We start from the raw sequence: 17162 nt of genomic DNA, 5'->3' as shown, positions 1-17162 counted from the left end.
GTCAGACCTCCATCCGCTTGTCGAGACGCCACACGGCGAGCCACCAGCCCACCAGGCTGAGCACCACGAGGTAGGCGAGGTGCACCAGCGCCAGCCCCGGGCGTACGTCGCCGAGCACCAGCATCCGGGTGAGGTCGACGCCGTGCCACAGCGGCGTGAGCCGGGCCAGCCACTCCAGCGGCGCGGACAGGTTGCTGATCGGGAAGAACGCCCCCGAGAACAGGAACAGCGGGATCACCAGCAGGCGGTAGATGATCGCGAACCCGGACTCGCTCCTGATGGTCGCGGAGTAGGCGAAGAACACCCCGGAGAAGCTCAGGCCGACGAGCACCAGCACCGGCCACGCCAGCAGCGTGCCCGGCACGGACTCGAAGACCCCGAACGGCGCCATCACCAGCAGGAACACCCCGGTGACCGTGGCCAGCCGGAACATCACGAAGACCAGCTGCGCGGCGACCACGTCGGCGACCGCCAGCGGGGTGGCCACCATGGCGTAGTACGTCCGGTGCCACTTGAGGCTGCCCATCACCGGCCAGGTGGTCTCGCCGGTCGCGGTCTGCATCGCCTGCGCCGCGACCAGGCCGGGGGCGACGAAGGCGAGGTAGGTCGGCGCGCCCTCGAGGTTCGCACCGGTCTTCACGAAGCCGCCCAGCAGCACGCCCATCGCCAGCACGTAGAGCAGCGGCATCACGAAGGAGGTGACGACCGAGCCCTTCCAGGTCCGCTTGTAGACGGTGGTCCAGTAGAGGCGCTGCCGGGCGACCATCCCCCAGTCCGGGACGGCGTCGAGGATCGCCACCTCAGTCCACCAGCGTCCGGCCGGTGAGGCGCAGGAACACGTCCTCGAGGGTGGACCGGCGCACCAGCACCGCCACCGGGTCCAGACCGCGCTCGTGCACGCGGGCCAGCGTCTCCTCGCCGTCGGCGGTGTAGAGCAGCAGCCGGTCCGGCAGCACCTCGACGCGGTCCGCGAGGTCGGCGACCCGCTCGGCCAGCGCCTCGTGCTCGCCGACCCCGAAGCGCAGCTCGGCGACCTCGCGGGTGGAGTGCTCGCGGATCAGCTCCAGCGGGGACCCCTGCGCCACGATGGCGCCGCCGTCCATCACCACCAGCCGGTCGCACAGCTGCTCGGCCTCGTCCATGTAGTGCGTGGTGAGCACCAGCGTGACCCCGCGCTGCTTGAGCCGGAACAGCCGGTCCCAGAGCAGGTGCCGGGCCTGCGGGTCCAGCCCGGTGGTGGGCTCGTCGAGCAGCAGCACGTCGGGGTTGTTGATCAGGGACCGGGCGATGGTGAGCCGGCGCTTCATGCCGCCGGACAGGTCGACGACCTTGGCCTTGGCCTTCTCGGTCAGCTGCACGAACTCGAGCAGCTCGTCGGCGCGGGACGCCGCCTCGGTCCTGCGGATCCCGAAGTAGGAGGCGTAGACGAGGAGGTTCTCGCGGATGTTCAGCTCGAGGTCGAGGGTGTCCTCCTGCGGGCACACCCCGAGCCGGGCCCGGATCTCCGGTCCGTGGGTGGCCGGGTCCAGGCCGAGGATCGACAGCTCGCCGCCGGACGGGGGCGAGACCGCCGCGATCATCCGCATCGTGGAGGACTTGCCGGCCCCGTTGGGGCCGAGGAACCCGAAGGACTCCCCCGGCCGGACGTCGAGGTCGATGCCGCGGACCGCCTCGACGTCGCCGCGCTGCCCCGGGCCGGTGGACGGGTAGGCCTTGCGGAGCCCGCGGGCCCAGACCATCGACCCGGCGCGCCGCTCGTCGTAGCCGTCGGCCGGGTCCGGGGAGTGCACGGTGGTGCTCGCGCGAGGAGTGGAAGGCACGGTCCGAGCCTACGGTCGGCCACCGACAGGGTCATCCCGGTTTCCGGGGACCGGTCCGCCAGGATGGGTCCATGACCGCCCCGGCCCCCGAGTCCCCCCCAGCCGCCCGCGACCCGTCCCGTCGCCCTGGTGACCGGGGTGGGCCGCACCGTCGGCCTCGGCGCGGCGATCGCGCTCCGGCTGGCCGAGGACGGCTGGGACGTCGCGACGACGCACTGGACGCCGTACGACGACCGGATGCCGTGGGGCCGTCACGAGCAGGACCCGCAGACGGTCGCGGCCGGGCTCGCCGAGCGGGGCGCCCGCACCGTCGCGGTGCCGGCCGACCTCACCGACGTACGCTCCCCGGCCGCGGTCCTCGACGCCGTCACCGCGGCGCTGGGCCCGGTCACCGCACTGGTGCTCAGCCACGCCGAGTCGGTCGACTCCGGCCTGCTCGACACGACCGTGGAGAGCTTCGACCGGCACTACCAGGTCAACGTGCGGGCGTCGTGGCTGCTGGTCAAGGAGTACGCCGAGCGGTTCCCCGCGTCCGCCATCGGCACCGGGCGGATCGTCGCGCTGACCAGCGACCACGTGGTGCAGAACCTGCCCTACGGCTCGAGCAAGGGCGCGCTGGACCGGCTCGTGGTGGCGGCCGCCCGCGAGCTGGCGCACCTGCGGCTGACCGCGAACGTGGTCAACCCGGGACCGGTCGACACCGGGTGGATGACCGACGAGCTGCGCGCCCGGATCCTCGCCGAGACGCCGCTGGGTCGCGGCGGCACCCCGCGCGACACCGCGGCGCTGGTGTCGTTCCTGTGCTCGCCGGACGGCGGCTGGGTCAACGGGCAGGTGCTGTACTCCGACGGCGGGCTGCACGTCTGACCGGTCCGCGGAGCCGGTGTCGGTGCCGTCCGGCAGGATGGGGACGTGGCTCGGAAGAAGGTCGGTGCGCAGGACGTCCTCGCGTCCTTCAGCGCGCCCACCCGCGCCTGGTTCGAGGCGGCCTTCGCCGCCCCGACCCCCGCCCAGGTGGGTGCCTGGCAGGCGATCTCCGCGGGCCGCAACGCGCTGGTGGTCGCCCCCACCGGCTCGGGCAAGACGCTCTCGGCGTTCCTCTGGTCGATCGACCGGCTGGCCGCCTCCCCGCCGCCGGAGGAGAAGCGGCACCGCTGCCGGGTGCTCTACGTCTCCCCGCTCAAGGCGCTCGCCGTCGACGTCGAGCGCAACCTCCGCGCGCCGCTGACCGGCATCCGGCACACCTCGGACCGGCTCGGCGTGCCGGCGCCCGACCTCACCGTCGGGCTGCGCTCGGGCGACACCAGCGCCGCCGACCGGCGCCGCCTCGGGACGACGCCCCCGGACATCTTGATCACCACCCCCGAGTCGCTGTTCCTGATGCTCACCTCCCAGGCGCGGGAGTCGCTGCGCGGGGTCGAGACCGTGATCGTCGACGAGGTGCACGCGGTGGCGGGCACCAAGCGCGGCGCCCACCTGGCGCTCTCCCTCGAGCGGCTCGACGAGCTGCTGGAGCGGCCGGCCCAGCGGATCGGGCTGTCCGCGACCGTCCGCCCGATCGAGGAGGTGGCCCGCTTCCTGGGTGGCTCCCGGCCCGTCGAGGTGGTCGCGCCGGTCTCCACCAAGGAGTGGGACCTCACCGTCGTGGTGCCGGTGGAGGACATGACCGAGCTCGCGCTGACCGCGGCGGTCGACGAGGTGCCCGAGGGGTCCGCCGCCGGCAGCGCCGAGCGCCGCGGGTCGATCTGGCCGCACGTCGAGGAGCGGGTCGTCGACCTCATCGAGCAGCACCGCTCGACGATCGTGTTCGCCAACTCCCGCCGCCTCGCCGAGCGGCTCACCGCCCGCTTCAACGAGATCGCCGCGGACCGCGCCGCCACCGAGGAGCCGGTCGACCCCGTCGAGACCACGCGGGCGCCGGCGGCGCTCATGGGGCAGGCCGGGTCCGCGACCGGAGCCGACCCGGTGATTGCGCGGGCGCACCACGGGTCGGTCTCCAAGGAGCAGCGGGCGCTGATCGAGGACGACCTCAAGCGCGGCCGGCTGCCCTGCGTGGTGGCCACCTCCAGCCTCGAGCTCGGCATCGACATGGGCGCGGTCGACCTGGTCGTGCAGATCGAGTCGCCGCCGTCGGTGGCCAGCGCCCTCCAGCGGGTCGGCCGCGCCGGCCACCAGGTCGGCGAGGTCTCGCGCGGCGTGCTGCTGCCCAAGCACCGCGGCGACCTGGTGCAGACCGCGGTCGCCGTGGAGCGGATGCGCACGGGTGCCATCGAGGCGCTGCACGTGCCCACCAACCCGCTCGACGTGCTGGCCCAGCAGGTCGTGGCCGCGACGGCGGTCGACGAGTGGGACGTGGACCAGCTGTTCACGCTGGTCCGCCGCTCGGCCCCGTTCGCGACGCTGCCGCGCTCGGCGTACGACGCGACGCTGGACCTGCTCAGCGGCCGCTACCCGTCCGACGAGTTCCGCGAGCTGCGGCCGCGGGTCGTGTGGGACCGGGTCGCCGGCACGCTCACCGCGCGCCCGGGGGCCCAGCGGCTGGCCGTCACCAGCGGCGGCACCATCCCGGACCGCGGCCTGTTCGGGGTGTTCCTGGTCGGGGAGAAGGCCTCCCGGGTCGGCGAGCTCGACGAGGAGATGGTCTACGAGTCCCGGGTCGGCGACGTGTTCGCGCTCGGTGCCACGTCGTGGCGCATCGAGGACATCACCCACGACCGGGTGCTGGTCTCCCCCGCCCCGGGCCAGCCGGGACGGCTGCCGTTCTGGAAGGGCGACCAGCTGGGTCGGCCCGCCGAGCTCGGTGCCGCGATCGGCGCGTTCACCCGTGAGCTGACCGCGATGTCGACGGTGGACGCCAAGAAGCGCTGCACCGACGCCGGTCTGGACACCTGGGCCGCGGACAACCTGGTGGCCTTCCTCGACGAGCAGCGCGAGGCGACCAGCACCATGCCGACCGACCGGACGGTGCTCGTCGAGCGGTTCCGCGACGAGCTCGGCGACTGGCGGATCGTGATCCACTCGCCCTACGGCGCCCAGGTGCACGCCCCGTGGGCGCTGGCGATCGGGGTGCGGCTGCGCGAGCGCTACGGCATCGACGCCCAGGCGCTGCCCGGCGACGACGGCATCGTGCTGCGGGTGCCGGAGACCGACCAGGACCCGCCCGGCGCGGACGTGGTGGTCTTCGAGCCCGACGAGATCGAGGACATCGTCACCTCCGAGGTGGGCGGCTCCGCGCTGTTCGCGTCCCGGTTCCGCGAGTGCGCGGCCCGCGCCCTGCTGCTGCCGCGCCGCGACCCCGGACGCCGTTCGCCGCTGTGGCAGCAGCGCCAGCGCAGCGCCCAGCTGCTCGAGGTCGCGGTCAAGTACCCGTCCTTCCCGATCGTGCTGGAGGCGGTCCGCGAGTGCCTCCAGGACGTGTACGACGTCCCGGCGCTGCTGCAGATGATGCGCGACCTGTCCTCGCGCAGGATCCGGGTCGTCGAGGTCTCCACCACCCAGCCGTCGCCGTTCGCGCGGTCGCTGCTGTTCGGCTACGTCGCGGCGTTCATGTACGAGGGCGACTCCCCGGTCGCCGAGCGCCGGGCCGCCGCGCTGTCCCTGGACCAGGGGCTGCTCGCCGAGCTGCTCGGCCGGGCCGAGCTGCGCGAGCTGCTCGACCCCGACGTGCTCGCCGAGCTCGAGCAGGAGCTGCAGCGGCTGACGCCGGACCGGCGGGCCCGGGACGCCGAGGGGGTCGCCGACCTGCTGCGGCTGCTCGGCCCGCTGTCCACCGCCGAGGTCGCCGAGCGGTCCGTCGAGGGCGCCGACGCAGCCGGCTGGCTGGCTCTGCTGGCCGACGCGCGCCGGGTCGTCGCGGTCCGGATGGGCGGGACCGAGCGGTGGACCGCCGTCGAGGACGTCGCCCGGCTGCGCGACGCGCTCGGCGTGCCCGTGCCGCCCGGCACCCCCGAGGTGTTCACCGAGCCGGTCGAGGACCCGCTGGCCGACCTGGTCGCCCGCTTCGCCCGCACGCACGGCCCGTTCACCCCGGCCGACGTGGCCGCCCGCCTCGGCCTCGGCGTCGCGGTCGCGGCCCAGACGCTGTCCCGGCTGGCCGCCCAGGGCCGGGTGCTGGAGGGCGAGTTCCGGCCCGCCGGCGCAGGGGCCGAGTGGTGCGACGCCGAGGTGCTCCGCCGCCTGCGCCGCCGGTCGCTGGCCGCGCTGCGCAAGGAGGTCGAGCCCGTCGAGCCCTCGACGCTCGGCCGGTTCCTGCCCGTGTGGCAGAACGTGGGCGGCCGCCTGCGCGGGGTCGACGGCGTGCTGACCGTGGTGGACCAGCTCGCCGGGTGCGCGGTGCCCGCCTCCGCGCTGGAGCCACTGGTGCTCGGCAGCCGGGTCGTGGACTACCAGCCCTCGATGCTCGACGAGCTGACCGCCAGCGGCGAGGTGCTCTGGGCCGGCCACGGCACGCTCCCCGGCACCGACGGCTGGGCCTCGCTGCACCTCGCCGACACCGCGCACCTGACCCTGCCCGACCGGGTGCCGATGGAGGAGATCGACGGCACCCCGCTGCACGAGGCGGTCGTCGAGGCGCTGGCCGGCGGCGGCGCGTACTTCTTCCGGCAGCTCTCGAACGCCGTCGGGGCCAGTGACGACAAGGCGCTCGAGGCCGCGTTGTGGGACCTGGTCTGGGCCGGCCGGCTGAGCAACGACACGCTCGCGCCGGTGCGCGCGCTGACGTCCGGCGGACGGACCGCGCACCGGTCCCGCCGGCCCCCGCCGCGGGCCCGCACGGCCCGCGCCGGTGGCCGCCCGCGCCGCCCCGACCTGCCGACCCGCACCGGTCCCCCCGACGACGGCCGGCCGCTGGGCGCTGCTGCCCGAGCTCGAGGAGGACGCCACCCGCCGGGCGCACGCGTCCGCCGAGGGACTCCTCGAGCGGCACGGCGTGGTCACCCGGGGAGCGGTGATGAGCGAGCGCGTGCCGGGCGGCTTCGCCGGCGTCTACAAGGTGCTCTCCGCGTTCGAGGACTCCGGGCGGTGCCGCCGCGGCTACTTCGTGAACTCCCTCGGCGCGGCCCAGTTCGGCGGGCCCGGCGCCGTGGACCGGCTGCGGTCGTTCTCGCGCGAGGTCGGTGACGCCCCTGACGACGCCAAGGTCCGCTCGGTGGCGCTGGCCGCGACCGATCCCGCGAACCCCTACGGCGCCGCGCTGCCCTGGCCCGAGCGGGTGGCCGACGACGCCACCCCCGGGACGGGCCACCGGCCCGGCCGCAAGGCCGGCGCGCTCGTGGTGCTCGTCGACGGCGACCTCGGCGTGTACGTCGAGCGCGGCGGCCGGACGCTGCTGACCTTCACCGACGACGTCGAGGCGCTGTCCCCGGCCATGGCGGCCCTCGCGACCGCCGTACGCCAGGGGGCGCTGGGGCGGCTGACGGTCGAGAAGGCCGACGGCGAGACGATCCTCGGCACCGGGGAGCGGTCCAGCGCGCTGCGGCGAGCCCTGGAGGACGCCGGCTTCGTGGCCACCCCGCGCGGCCTGAGGCTGCGCGGATGACCGCCGCCCCCGAGCTGCGCGCCGACTGCTCGCGGTGCTTCGCGCTGTGCTGCGTCGCCACGTCGTTCGCCCGGTCCGCCGACTTCGCCTTCGGCAAGGCCGCCGGGGAGCCCTGCCGGCACCTCGCCGACGACCTCGGCTGCTCGGTGCACGACCGGCTCCGGGACCTCGGCATGCCCGGCTGCACCACCTACGACTGCTTCGGCGCCGGGCAGCAGCTCTCCCAGGTCACCTACGCCGGCCGAGACTGGCGCACGCACCCCGGGACCGCCCCGCAGATGTTCGGCGCCCTCGCCACCATGCGGGCCCTGCACGAGATGCTCTGGTACCTCACCGTCGCCCGGCCGCTCGCCCCCTCGCTGGCGCCCGACCTCCGCACCGCGTACGACGCCACGCTGGCCCTCACCGCGCTCGGCCCCGACGACCTCGCGGCGCTGGACGTGGACGCCCACCGCGGCGGGGTCGCCGGGCTGCTGCGCCGGGTCAGCGGGCTGGTCCGCGGCGACGGTCCGGACCGTCACGGCGCCGACCTGGCCGGGGCCCGGCTCCGCGGGGCGGACCTGCGCCGCTGCGACCTGCGCGGGGCGCTCCTCGTGGCTACGGACCTCCGGGACGCCGACCTGTCGCTGGCCGACCTGATCGGCGCCGACCTGCGGGGCGCCGACCTCGCCGGAGCGGACCTGGCCACCTCGCTGTTCCTCACCCAGTTCCAGGTGAACGCCGCCCGGGGGGACGCCGCCACCCGGCTGCCGGGGTCGCTGGACCGGCCGCCGCACTGGACGGCCGGCTGATGCCCGAGGGCGACACCGTCTGGCGCACCGCGCTGCACCTCGACAAGGCGCTGAGCGGGCAGGTCCTGCTGGAGACCGACTTCCGGGTGCCCGCGCACGCGACCCTCGACCTGTCCGGGCGGACCGTGCAGGCGACCGTGGCGCGCGGCAAGCACCTGCTCACCCGGATCGGCCCGGACCACAGCCTGCACACGCACCTCAAGATGGAGGGCTCCTGGCACCTCTACCGGCCCGGCACCGGGTGGCGCCGTCCCGCCCACGAGGCCCGGGTCGTGCTGCGCACCGAGGAGTGGACCGCCGTCGGGTTCGCCCTGGGCGTCGTCGAGGTGGTGGCCCGGGACGCCGAGGACACCGTGGTGGGCCACCTCGGTCCCGACCTGCTCGGCCCCGACTGGGACGAGGCCGAGGCACTGCGCCGGCTGCGGTCCGACCCGTCGCGCCCGGTGGCCGACGCCCTCCTCGACCAGCGCAACCTGGCCGGGATCGGCAACCTGTACAAGAACGAGCTGTGCTTCCTGGCCGGCGCGCACCCGCGGCTCCCGGTCTGCGAGGTCCCCGACCTGCCCCGGCTGGTGCGGCGGGCCCGCACGGCGCTGGAGGCGAACAAGAACCGCGTCGAGCAGACCCTCACCGGCGACACCCGCCGCGGCAAGCAGACCTGGGTCTACCGCCGTGACAAGCAGCCGTGCCGGCGCTGCGGCACCCGCATCCGGGTCGACCTGCAGGGCCCCGAGGGCCAGGAGCGGGCGACGTACTGGTGCCCGGCCTGCCAGCCGCCCCCTACGGTGTCCCGATGAGCACCTCGGAGCGCGCGGCCTACTTCGACCAGTGGTACGCCGACATGCGGCACAGCCCCGTCAAGGACGAGGTCGAGCGCCGGCACCTGGGCCTGCCGCAGCACCTGCAGTCCACCAGCCTGCTGACCTGGGACGGCCTCGCCGACGTCACCGACGCGCTGCGGCTCTCCCCCGGCGACCTGCTGCTCGACCTGGCCTGCGGGCGCGGCGGCTACGGCCTCGAGGTGGCGCAGCGCACCGGCGCCCGGCTGGTCGGCGTGGACTTCTCCGCCGAGGCGGTCCGGCAGGCGCGCACCCAGGCGCACGGGCTCGGGCGGGAGGGCGACTTCGAGGTCGGCACGCTCGAGGCGACCCGCATCGAGGACTCCTCGGTCGACGCGGTGATGGTCGTCGACTCGATCCAGTTCGCCGAGCACCCGGCGCGGGCGTACGCCGAGCTGGCCCGGGTCCTGCGCCCCGGAGGACGGGTCGTGCTGACCTGCTGGGAGGTCGTCGACCCCGACGACGAGACCCAGCCCGCGGGCCTGCGCGCGGTCGACCTGCGCGGCGGGCTGGTCGCGGCCGGCTTCACCGGCGTCGAGGTTGTCGAGCGGCCGGACTGGCGGCTCGACGAGCGGGCGATGTGGGAGGAGGCCGTCACCCTGGACCCGGGCGACGACCCGGCCCTGCTGTCGTTCCGCGACGAGGGCGTGCGCAGCCTGCGGCACCACGACGCCCGTCGCCGGGTGTGGGCGACCGCCAGCAGCCCCGGCTGAGCCGGAGCGGCCGGTCAGGCGGCGGAGGCCACCACGTCGCCGGGGCGACCGGCCTCGGTGCGGGCCGGGCGGAGGCTGGTGGCGTCGACCCGGACGCTGTCGAGCTGCATCGCGAGAGCAGCCTCCTCGAGCGCGACCGCGTCGCTGACCTCGGAGAGGATCTCCGAGAGCGGCACGTCGAGCGCCGAGCAGATCGAGGCGAGCAGCTCGGAGGACGCTTCCTTCTGGCCCCGCTCGATCTCGGAGATGTAGCCCAGGCTGACCCGCGCGTCGGCGGACACCTGGCGAAGAGTGCGGCCCTGGCGCATCCGCTGCGCACGGAGAACCTCACCGAGCAGGCGGCGGAAGATCACCACGGGCTGCTCCTTCCTGAGGCTCGCTTGCGTTCCTTGGGTCCCAACGCTACCGGTCCGGGAAAACTTCCCGACACCCAACACCGCAAAACCTCACTGCGCTGTGAGCGAACCTAGCAGCGCGGCGAGTGCCTCGTGGCAGCTCCGGGTCCGGATCTCGCGCCGGTCGCCGGCCAGGTGCAGCTCGACGCTGGTGGTCCCGCGCGGGCCGGCCAGGCCGACGTGCACCGTGCCGGCCGGCTTGCCCTCCTGGAGCTGCGGGCCGGCCACTCCCGTGGTGCTGACCGCCCAGTCGGCCCCCACCAGCGCCCGCACCCCCTCGGCCATCTGCCGGGCGCACTGCGCCGACACCACGCCGTACGTCGCCACCAGCTCGTCGCTCACCCCGAGCAGCGCCTGCTTCACGTCGGTGGCGTAGGACACCACGCCGCCGCGGTAGGTCGCGCTCGCGCCCGGGGTCGAGGACAGCCGGTCCCCGAGCGCCCCACCGGTCAGCGACTCGGCGCTGGCGACGGTCTCCCCGCGGGCCAGCAGGGCGGCGTGCACCTGCGCCGCGAGGGTCTCCTCCACAGGGTGCATGGTAGCCACGGCTACGGTGACGGCATGGCTCTCCCGATCGAGGACTACGCGGTGCTGGGCGACACGGGCACGGCCGCGCTGGTCGGCAAGGACGGGTCGGTCGACTGGCTGTGCCTGCCCCGCTTCGACTCCCCCGCCTGCTTCGCCGCGCTCCTCGGCGGCCCGGAGCACGGGCGCTGGCTGCTCGGCCCGAAGGACGCCGGGGCGGAGTGCAGCCGTCGCTACGTCGGGGACAGCGCGGTGCTCGAGACCACGTGGCGCACCGGCACCGGAGCCGTGACGATCCTGGACCTGATGCCGATCGGCGACCACCGCGCCGACATCGTCCGCCGGGTGATCGGCCTGGAGGGCACGGTCACGATGCGGCACGAGTGGATCGTCCGGCTCGGCTACGGGAAGATCCGGCCCTGGGTGCGCCGTCAGGACATGCACGGCGCCGAGGTGATCACCGCGGTCGCGGGCCCGGACCGGCTGATCCTGCGCGGGCACCGGCTGCCGGTCGCCGAGGACGGCCGGCACGTGGACGAGTTCGACGTGCACGCCGGCGAGGAGATGACGTTCTCCACCACCTGGGTGCCCTCCCACCACCCGCTGCCCGAACCGGTCGCGTACGAGTCCCGGATCGAGGAGACCATCGCCAGGTCCGAGGCCTGGGTCGCGAAGTGCACCTACGAGGGGCCCTACCGTGACCACGTGGTGCGCTCCCTCGTGACCCTGCGGCTGCTCACCCACGGCGGCACCGGCGGCATCGTCGCGGCGGTCTCCACGTCGCTGCCCGAGGAGCTCGGCGGCGAGCGCAACTGGGACTACCGGTACTGCTGGCTGCGCGACGCCTCGCTGACGCTCGAGGCGCTGCTGGAGTCGGGGTACGACGAGGAGGCGCTGCTGTGGCGCAGCTGGCTGCTGCGCGCGGCGGCCGGTGACCCCCAGGACCTGCAGATCATGTACGCCGTGGACGGCGGCCGGGAGCTCGAGGAGCGCACGCTCGACCACCTCCCGGGCTACGCCGGCTCCACCCCCGTACGCGTCGGCAACGGCGCGGTGAGGCAGCGCCAGACCGACGTGCTCGGCGAGGTGATGATCGCCCTGGAGATGGCCCGCTCCCTCGGCGCCGAGGAGGACGCGGACTCCTGGTCGCTGCAGCGGGTGCTCATCGAGGAGCTCGCCCGGCACTGGGACGAGCCCGACAACGGGCTGTGGGAGATCCGCGGCCCGCAGCGGAGGTTCACGCACTCCCGGGTGATGGTGTGGGTCGCCTTCGACCGGGCCATCGCCGCGGTCGAGAGGCACGGCCTCGACGGCCCGGTCGAGGAGTGGCGGACGCTGCGCGAAAAGGTCCGCGACGAGGTGCTCGCCCACGGCTACGACCCGGGTCGCAACACCTTCACCCAGCACTACGACACCGACGAGGTCGACGCCTCGCTGCTGGTGCTCTCCGACGTCGGCTTCATCGAGGGCGACGACCCGCGGATGCTCGGCACCATCAAGGCCGTCGAGGAGGACCTGATGCGCGACGGGCTGCTGCTGCGCTACCGCACCGGGTCCGGCGTCGACGGGCTCCCCGGCGACGAGCACCCGTTCCTGGCCTGCTCGTTCTGGCTGGTCGAGGCCTACGTGCACGCGGGCCGGCTCGACGACGCGCACGCGCTGATGCAGCGGCTGCTGGAGCTCCCCAACGACGTGGGCCTGCTCTCCGAGGAGTACGACGTCGGGGCACGGCGCTTCATCGGCAACTTCCCGCAGGCGTTCTCGCACCTGACGCTGGTCGGCGCGGCCAACCAGCTCGAGCGGGCCGAGGGCCGCGACGGCGGAGGCACGAGGGCCACCCGCGCCGACCACTGACCGACCCGGGCCTCCGGGCCCCCGCCGACCCGGGCCTTATGTGATCTCGACCCGAGCCTTGGTTCACCCCGACCCGGGCCTTATGTGACCTCGACCCGGGCCTTGGTTCACCCCGACCCGGGTCGACGTGCACTCAGACCCGGGTCGACATGAACTGGGACCCGGGTCGGGGTGCGCTCAGACCCGGGTCGACATGCATTCAGACCCGGGTCGACATGAACTCAGACCCGGGTCGGGGTGAACTGGGACCCGGGTCGACGACGACCACGTCCGGTCGGATCAGCTGGTGCCGACCGAGGACCGGCCGTCGCGACGGACGGCGAGCGCCTTCACGACGTAGTCCAGGCCGGTGACCACGGTCAGCGTCACCGCGGCGACCATCAGCACGACCGCGAGGCCCCAGAGCACGTCGCCGGCCACGCCCCAGTCGTCCTGGAGGATCCGGATCGGCAGGATGAACAGGCCCAGGGCCAAGGTCTGCAGCACCGTCTTGAGCTTGCCGCCGCGGCCGGCGGCCATCACGCCGTGCCGGATCACCCAGAGCCGCAGCAGGGTGATCCCCCACTCGCGGACCAGCACCAGGATCGTCACCCACCACCAGATGTCGCCGATGACGGACAGTCCGACGAACGCCATCCCGGTCAGCGCCTTGTCCGCGATCGGGTCGGCGATCTTGCCGAAGTTCGTGACCAGGTTGCGGCTGCGGGCGATGTCGCCGTCGACCTTGTCGGTGATCATCGCCACCGCGAACAGCAGCCAGGCGATGCACCGCCACAGCACCGACGAGCCGTCGTCGACGAGCAGCGCCCAGCCGAAGAACGGCACCATCACGATCCGCAGCGTGGTCAGCGCGTTGGGGAGGTTCCAGTTGGTCGGCTTGTGCTCGGGCGCCTGGGTCACGCGGTCACCTCGGCGACGAGGTCCGCACCGTCCGAGGCGACGACCAGCGCGCTGACGATGTCGCCGACCCTGGCGTCCGCGGGCAGGCCGGCCACGGTCGTCGTACCGTCCACCTCCGGGCCCTGGTGGACCGCTCGGCCCTCCGCCTCGTCGCCGGCCTCGGCCAGGGACTCCAGCAGCACCTCGACCCGCTCGCCGATCCGGTCCTCGGCGCGCTGGGAGGTGAGCTCCTCGACCAGCCGCGTCACGTGCTCGGTGCGGTCGCGGATCTCGTCCTCGTCGAGCTTGCCGTCGTACGCCGCGGCCTCGGTGCCGTCCTCGTCGGAGTAGCCGAACACGCCGACCACGTCCATCCGGGCGTCGACCAGGAAGTCGCACAGCGTGTTCAGGTCGTCCTCGGTCTCGCCGGGGAAGCCGACGATCACGTTGGAGCGGATGCCCGCCAGCGGCGCCTGCGTGCGGATCTGCTCGATCAGCCCGAGGAAGCTCTCCGGGTCGCCGAAGCGCCGCATCCGGCGCAGCACGGCGTTCGACGCGTGCTGGAAGGACAGGTCGTAGTAGGCGGCGACGCCGGGGGTGGACGCGATCGCGGTGACCAGGCCGGGCCGGGTCTCGGCGGGCTGCAGGTAGGACACCCGGACCCGCTCGACGCCCTCGACCGCGGCGAGCTCGGGCAGCAGCGTCTCGAGGAGCCGCAGGTCGCCGAGGTCCTTGCCGTAGGACGTGGAGTTCTCGCTGACCAGGAACAGCTCCTTGACGCCCTGCTCGCCGAGCCACCGGGCCTCGTGCAGCACGTCGCTGGGCCGGCGCGACACGAACGAGCCGCGGAACGACGGGATCGCGCAGAACGAGCAGCGCCGGTCGCAGCCGCTGGCCAGCTTCAGCGGCGCCATCGGCCCGCCGTCCAGCCGGCGACGTACGGCACGGGGGCCGGAGTCCGGGGCCGCACCGACGGGTAGGTCGGGGGCGGAGATCGTGTGCCCGGGTACGACGACCGCGTCGGCCGCCGAGCCGCGCTCGCTCGGCGTGATCGGCAGCAGCCGGCGCCGGTCCTGCGGGGTGTGCGGGTGGTGCTTCTCACCGGCCAGGATCGAGCGCAGCTTGGCGGCGATGTCCGGGTAGTCGTCGAAGCCCAGCACGGCGTCGGCCTCCGGCAGCGACTCGGCGAGGTCCTTGCCGTAGCGCTCGGCCATGCAGCCGACCGCGACGACCGCCTTGGTGGTCCCCTCGGCCTTGAGGTCGGAGGCGGCCAGCAGGGTGTCGACGGAGTCCTTCTTGGCCGCCTCGACGAAGCCGCACGTGTTCACCATCACGGTGTCCGCGTCCTCGGGATCGTCGACCAGGCGGAAGCCGCCCGCCTCGAGCCGTCCGGCCAGCTCCTCGGAGTCGACCTCGTTGCGGGCGCAGCCGAGCGTCACCAGCGCGACGGTGGTGAGGGGGGGCCAGGGCGTCAGGGGTAGCAGTCATAACCGTCACCGAGTATGACGGTCCGGCGGCCCAGACCGCGAACCGGTCACCGCCAGGCGTAGCGGCGCTCCGGGCGGCCGACCTCGCCGTAGCGCAGGCTGACCTCCACCTTGCCGGTCTCGGTCAGGTGCTCGAGGTACCTCCGGGCGCTGACCCGGGAGATCCCGAGCAGGTTGGCCGCCTCGGCCGCGGAGAGGTCGGTGGTCTCCTGGCGCAGCGAGTCCTCGACCAGCCGCAGGGTCTCCGGGCTGAACCCCTTGGGCAGCCGCTTGTCGCTGCCGCGCACCCCGAACACCCGGTCGACGGCCGCCTGGTCGGTCTCCTCGCCGGGCAGCCCGATGTAGGCCTGCTCGTAGTGCTCGAGGCGGACCCGCAGGTCGTCGTAGGTGAACGGCTTCATCAGGTAGTGCACGATCCCGCCGCGCAACGCCCGCCGCACGGTGTCGGCCTCCCGGGCCGCGGAGATCACCAGCACGTCGACCTCCGGGGCGGCCTCACGCAGGGCGCCCAGCAGGTCCAGACCGGACACGTCCGGCAGGTAGACGTCGAGCAGCACCAGGTCGGGCTGCAGCCGTTCGGCCTGGGCCAGCGCGTCCGCCCCGGTGTGCGCGACGCCGGTGACCCGGAAGCCGGGCGTCCGCTCGACGAACCCGGTGTGGATCCGGGCGACCATGAAGTCGTCGTCGACGACCAGGACCTCGATCACGCGTCCTCCTCGTCCCCGTCGGGCCCGTCGGTCCCGGTCGGCAGGGTCGCTGTGAAGACCGCGCCGCCCTCGTTGTGCACCCGCACGTCGCCGCCGCGGCGCCGGCAGACCAGCCGGGTCAGCGCGAGACCGAAGCCGCGGCCCCCGTCGCCGGCGCCCGAGCCGGCCTTGGTGGTCCAGCCCTGCCGGAACACCGCCTCGGTGTCCGGCACCCCGGGCCCGGTGTCCGCGACGGTAACGGTGATCGCGTCCCCCTCACCCACCACGCGTACGTCGACCCGCGGCTGCTCCGAGGTGCTCACGGCGTCCAGCGCGTTGTCGACCAGGTTGCCGACGACCGTGGTGAGGTCGCGCGCCAGGGCGCCGTACACCTTGCCGACGCAGGAGGCGGGGTCCAGCCGCAGCTCCACGCCGCGCTCGGCGGCGAGGCTCGCCTTGGCGATCAGCAGCGCCGCGACCGTCGCGTCGTCGATCCGGGAGGTGACCTCGTCGTACAGCGAGCTGCGGCTCAGCCGGACCCCGTCGACGAACCGCATCACCTCGTCGTACTCCTCGAGCTGCAGCAGCCCGCTGATCGTGTGCAGCTGGTTGGCGAACTCGTGGGTCTGCGCGCGGAGCGTGTCGCTGGTGGCCCGGCTGGTGCCCAGCTCGCGCTCCAGGGCGGACAGCTCGGTGCGGTCGCGCAGCGTGGTCACGGAGCCGATCACCTGGCCGTGGGAGCGCATCGGGCGGCGGTTCAGGGCCAGCACCCGGTCGCCGACCAGCACCAGCCGGTCCGGGTCGGGCTGGCTGCTGGTGAGCGCCTCGACCAGCTCGTGGTCGAGCGCGAGCTCGTCGAGCCGGTGGCCGACCCCGTCGAGCGGCAGCCCGAGCAGCCGGCGCGCCGAGTCGTTGACCACGGTGACCCGCTGCTGCTCGTCGATGGCGATCACGCCCTCCTTGACGCCGTGCACCAGCGCCTCGCGGTGCTCCACCAGCCCGGCGATCTCGGTCGGCTCCATCCCCAGGGTCTGCCGCTTGACCCGGCGCGAGAGCAGCAGCGAGCCGCCGAGGCCGAGGACGCTGGCCACCCCGAGGTAGACCAGCAGGTTGGGCACCACGTCACCGATCCGGCTCCACAGCGACGGGACCTCGCGGCCGATCTCGGCCATCCCGACCACCTCGCCGGTCCGCTCGGCGTACACCGGTGCCTGGGCGACGACCACGGTCCGCCCGGACACGTCGCGGGTGCCGGTCCAGGAGGCACCGGCCAGCGCCCGGCTCGGCCCGGTCACGACCCGGTCCCCCACCTGGGTGGGGTCGGAGGAGACCAGCACCAGCCGCGCGGTGTTGGCGAGCAGCACCGAGGTGGACCCGGAGTTGGTCCGCGACGACTCGGCCACCGAGGCCAGCCCGGACCGGTCGTAGGGCTGCGCGGTCGCGATCGTCTCGCGCACCACCGGGTTGGCCGCGAGGTTCTCGGCGGCGCTCAGCGCCGGCCGCACCTCGCTGCGCTCGAACGTGCGGGCGGTCTGGGCCACCGAGATGGCGCCGACCGCGAGCAGCACCACGAGCACCACGAGCACCTGGAGCAGGAGGTACTGCCCCGCCAGGGTCATCTCGCGTCGTCTCGCCGG

General features: G+C 74.2%; 13 protein-coding genes and 1 pseudogene. 6 read left to right on the top strand and 8 right to left on the bottom strand.

Annotated elements, in window-relative coordinates; translation table 11 throughout:
- Position 1: 1 nt before the first annotated feature.
- Together KRR39_RS05080 and KRR39_RS05075 are read right to left on the bottom strand one after the other, a co-directional pair.
- A complete protein-coding gene (locus KRR39_RS05080; RefSeq protein WP_254185524.1) occupies positions 2-799 on the bottom strand; it encodes an ABC transporter permease in 798 nt (265 codons plus the stop codon).
- A 1-nt stretch (position 800) separates the two neighbouring features.
- Positions 801-1820 (bottom strand): ABC transporter ATP-binding protein, encoded by a 1020-nt coding sequence (locus tag KRR39_RS05075; RefSeq protein ID WP_436972031.1) that lies wholly within the window; start codon positions 1818-1820, stop codon positions 801-803.
- Positions 1821-1949: 129 nt separating this feature from the next.
- Here KRR39_RS05075 and KRR39_RS05070 point away from each other — a divergent pair, with 129 nt between their 5' ends.
- The 5 genes and pseudogenes from KRR39_RS05070 (at position 1950) to KRR39_RS05050 (ending at position 9699) form a co-directional block, all read left to right on the top strand.
- Positions 1950-2687, top strand: coding sequence for an SDR family oxidoreductase (locus tag KRR39_RS05070; protein WP_254185523.1), 738 nt, complete (start codon positions 1950-1952; stop codon positions 2685-2687).
- Between the two features lie 45 nt (positions 2688-2732).
- Positions 2733-7356, top strand: a pseudogene (locus tag KRR39_RS05065) (ATP-dependent helicase).
- Positions 7353-8147 (top strand): pentapeptide repeat-containing protein, encoded by a 795-nt coding sequence (locus KRR39_RS05060; RefSeq protein ID WP_216941019.1) that lies wholly within the window; start codon positions 7353-7355, stop codon positions 8145-8147. Before KRR39_RS05065 ends, KRR39_RS05060 begins: the two are co-directional and overlap by 4 nt.
- Positions 8147-8944 carry a DNA-formamidopyrimidine glycosylase family protein gene (locus tag KRR39_RS05055; RefSeq protein ID WP_216941018.1) on the top strand — a complete coding sequence of 266 codons (798 nt, stop codon included), beginning with the start codon at positions 8147-8149 and terminating at the stop codon, positions 8942-8944. The genes KRR39_RS05060 and KRR39_RS05055 overlap by 1 nt, the downstream gene beginning before the upstream one ends.
- Positions 8941-9699, top strand: a complete 759-nt coding sequence (locus tag KRR39_RS05050; RefSeq protein ID WP_216941017.1) for a class I SAM-dependent methyltransferase — start codon at positions 8941-8943, stop codon at positions 9697-9699. The genes KRR39_RS05055 and KRR39_RS05050 overlap by 4 nt, the downstream gene beginning before the upstream one ends.
- A gap of 14 nt (positions 9700-9713) precedes the next feature.
- Here the strand turns inward: KRR39_RS05050 and KRR39_RS05045 are convergent, their stop codons facing one another.
- Complete coding sequence (locus KRR39_RS05045; protein WP_436972049.1) at positions 9714-10007, bottom strand: helix-turn-helix domain-containing protein; 294 nt, start codon at positions 10005-10007, stop codon at positions 9714-9716.
- A 138-nt stretch (positions 10008-10145) separates the two neighbouring features.
- Entirely contained in the window at positions 10146-10622 is a 477-nt protein-coding gene (locus KRR39_RS05040; protein ID WP_436972030.1) for a CinA family protein, read from the bottom strand.
- 33 nt (positions 10623-10655) lie between these two features.
- Here KRR39_RS05040 and KRR39_RS05035 point away from each other — a divergent pair, with 33 nt between their 5' ends.
- Complete coding sequence (locus KRR39_RS05035; protein ID WP_216941014.1) at positions 10656-12473, top strand: glycoside hydrolase family 15 protein; 1818 nt, start codon at positions 10656-10658, stop codon at positions 12471-12473.
- Positions 12474-12752: 279 nt separating this feature from the next.
- On the opposite strand, the gene pgsA is transcribed toward KRR39_RS05035, so the two are convergent.
- From pgsA to KRR39_RS05015, 4 genes are read right to left on the bottom strand one after another with little or no spacing between them, the layout of a single operon-like run.
- Positions 12753-13373 carry a CDP-diacylglycerol--glycerol-3-phosphate 3-phosphatidyltransferase gene (gene pgsA / locus KRR39_RS05030; RefSeq protein ID WP_216941013.1) on the bottom strand — a complete coding sequence of 207 codons (621 nt, stop codon included), beginning with the start codon at positions 13371-13373 and terminating at the stop codon, positions 12753-12755.
- Positions 13370-14827 carry a 30S ribosomal protein S12 methylthiotransferase RimO gene (gene rimO, locus KRR39_RS05025; RefSeq protein ID WP_216942400.1) on the bottom strand — a complete coding sequence of 486 codons (1458 nt, stop codon included), beginning with the start codon at positions 14825-14827 and terminating at the stop codon, positions 13370-13372. The genes pgsA and rimO overlap by 4 nt, the downstream gene beginning before the upstream one ends.
- A 59-nt stretch (positions 14828-14886) precedes the next feature.
- Positions 14887-15546 carry a response regulator gene (locus tag KRR39_RS05020; protein ID WP_216941012.1) on the bottom strand — a complete coding sequence of 220 codons (660 nt, stop codon included), beginning with the start codon at positions 15544-15546 and terminating at the stop codon, positions 14887-14889.
- On the bottom strand, positions 15543-17144 hold the full coding sequence (locus tag KRR39_RS05015) for a sensor histidine kinase (RefSeq protein ID WP_216941011.1): 1602 nt from the start codon (positions 17142-17144) through the stop codon (positions 15543-15545). Before KRR39_RS05015 ends, KRR39_RS05020 begins: the two co-directional genes overlap by 4 nt.
- Between the last annotated feature and the right edge of the window lie 18 nt (positions 17145-17162).

Origin of the sequence: Nocardioides panacis, assembly GCF_019039255.1 — a bacterium.
GTDB classification, from domain to species: Bacteria; Actinomycetota; Actinomycetes; order Propionibacteriales; family Nocardioidaceae; genus Nocardioides_B; species Nocardioides_B panacis.
Note: the sequence above shows the minus strand (reverse complement) of the source record. Positions and strands in the feature narration are given on the sequence as shown.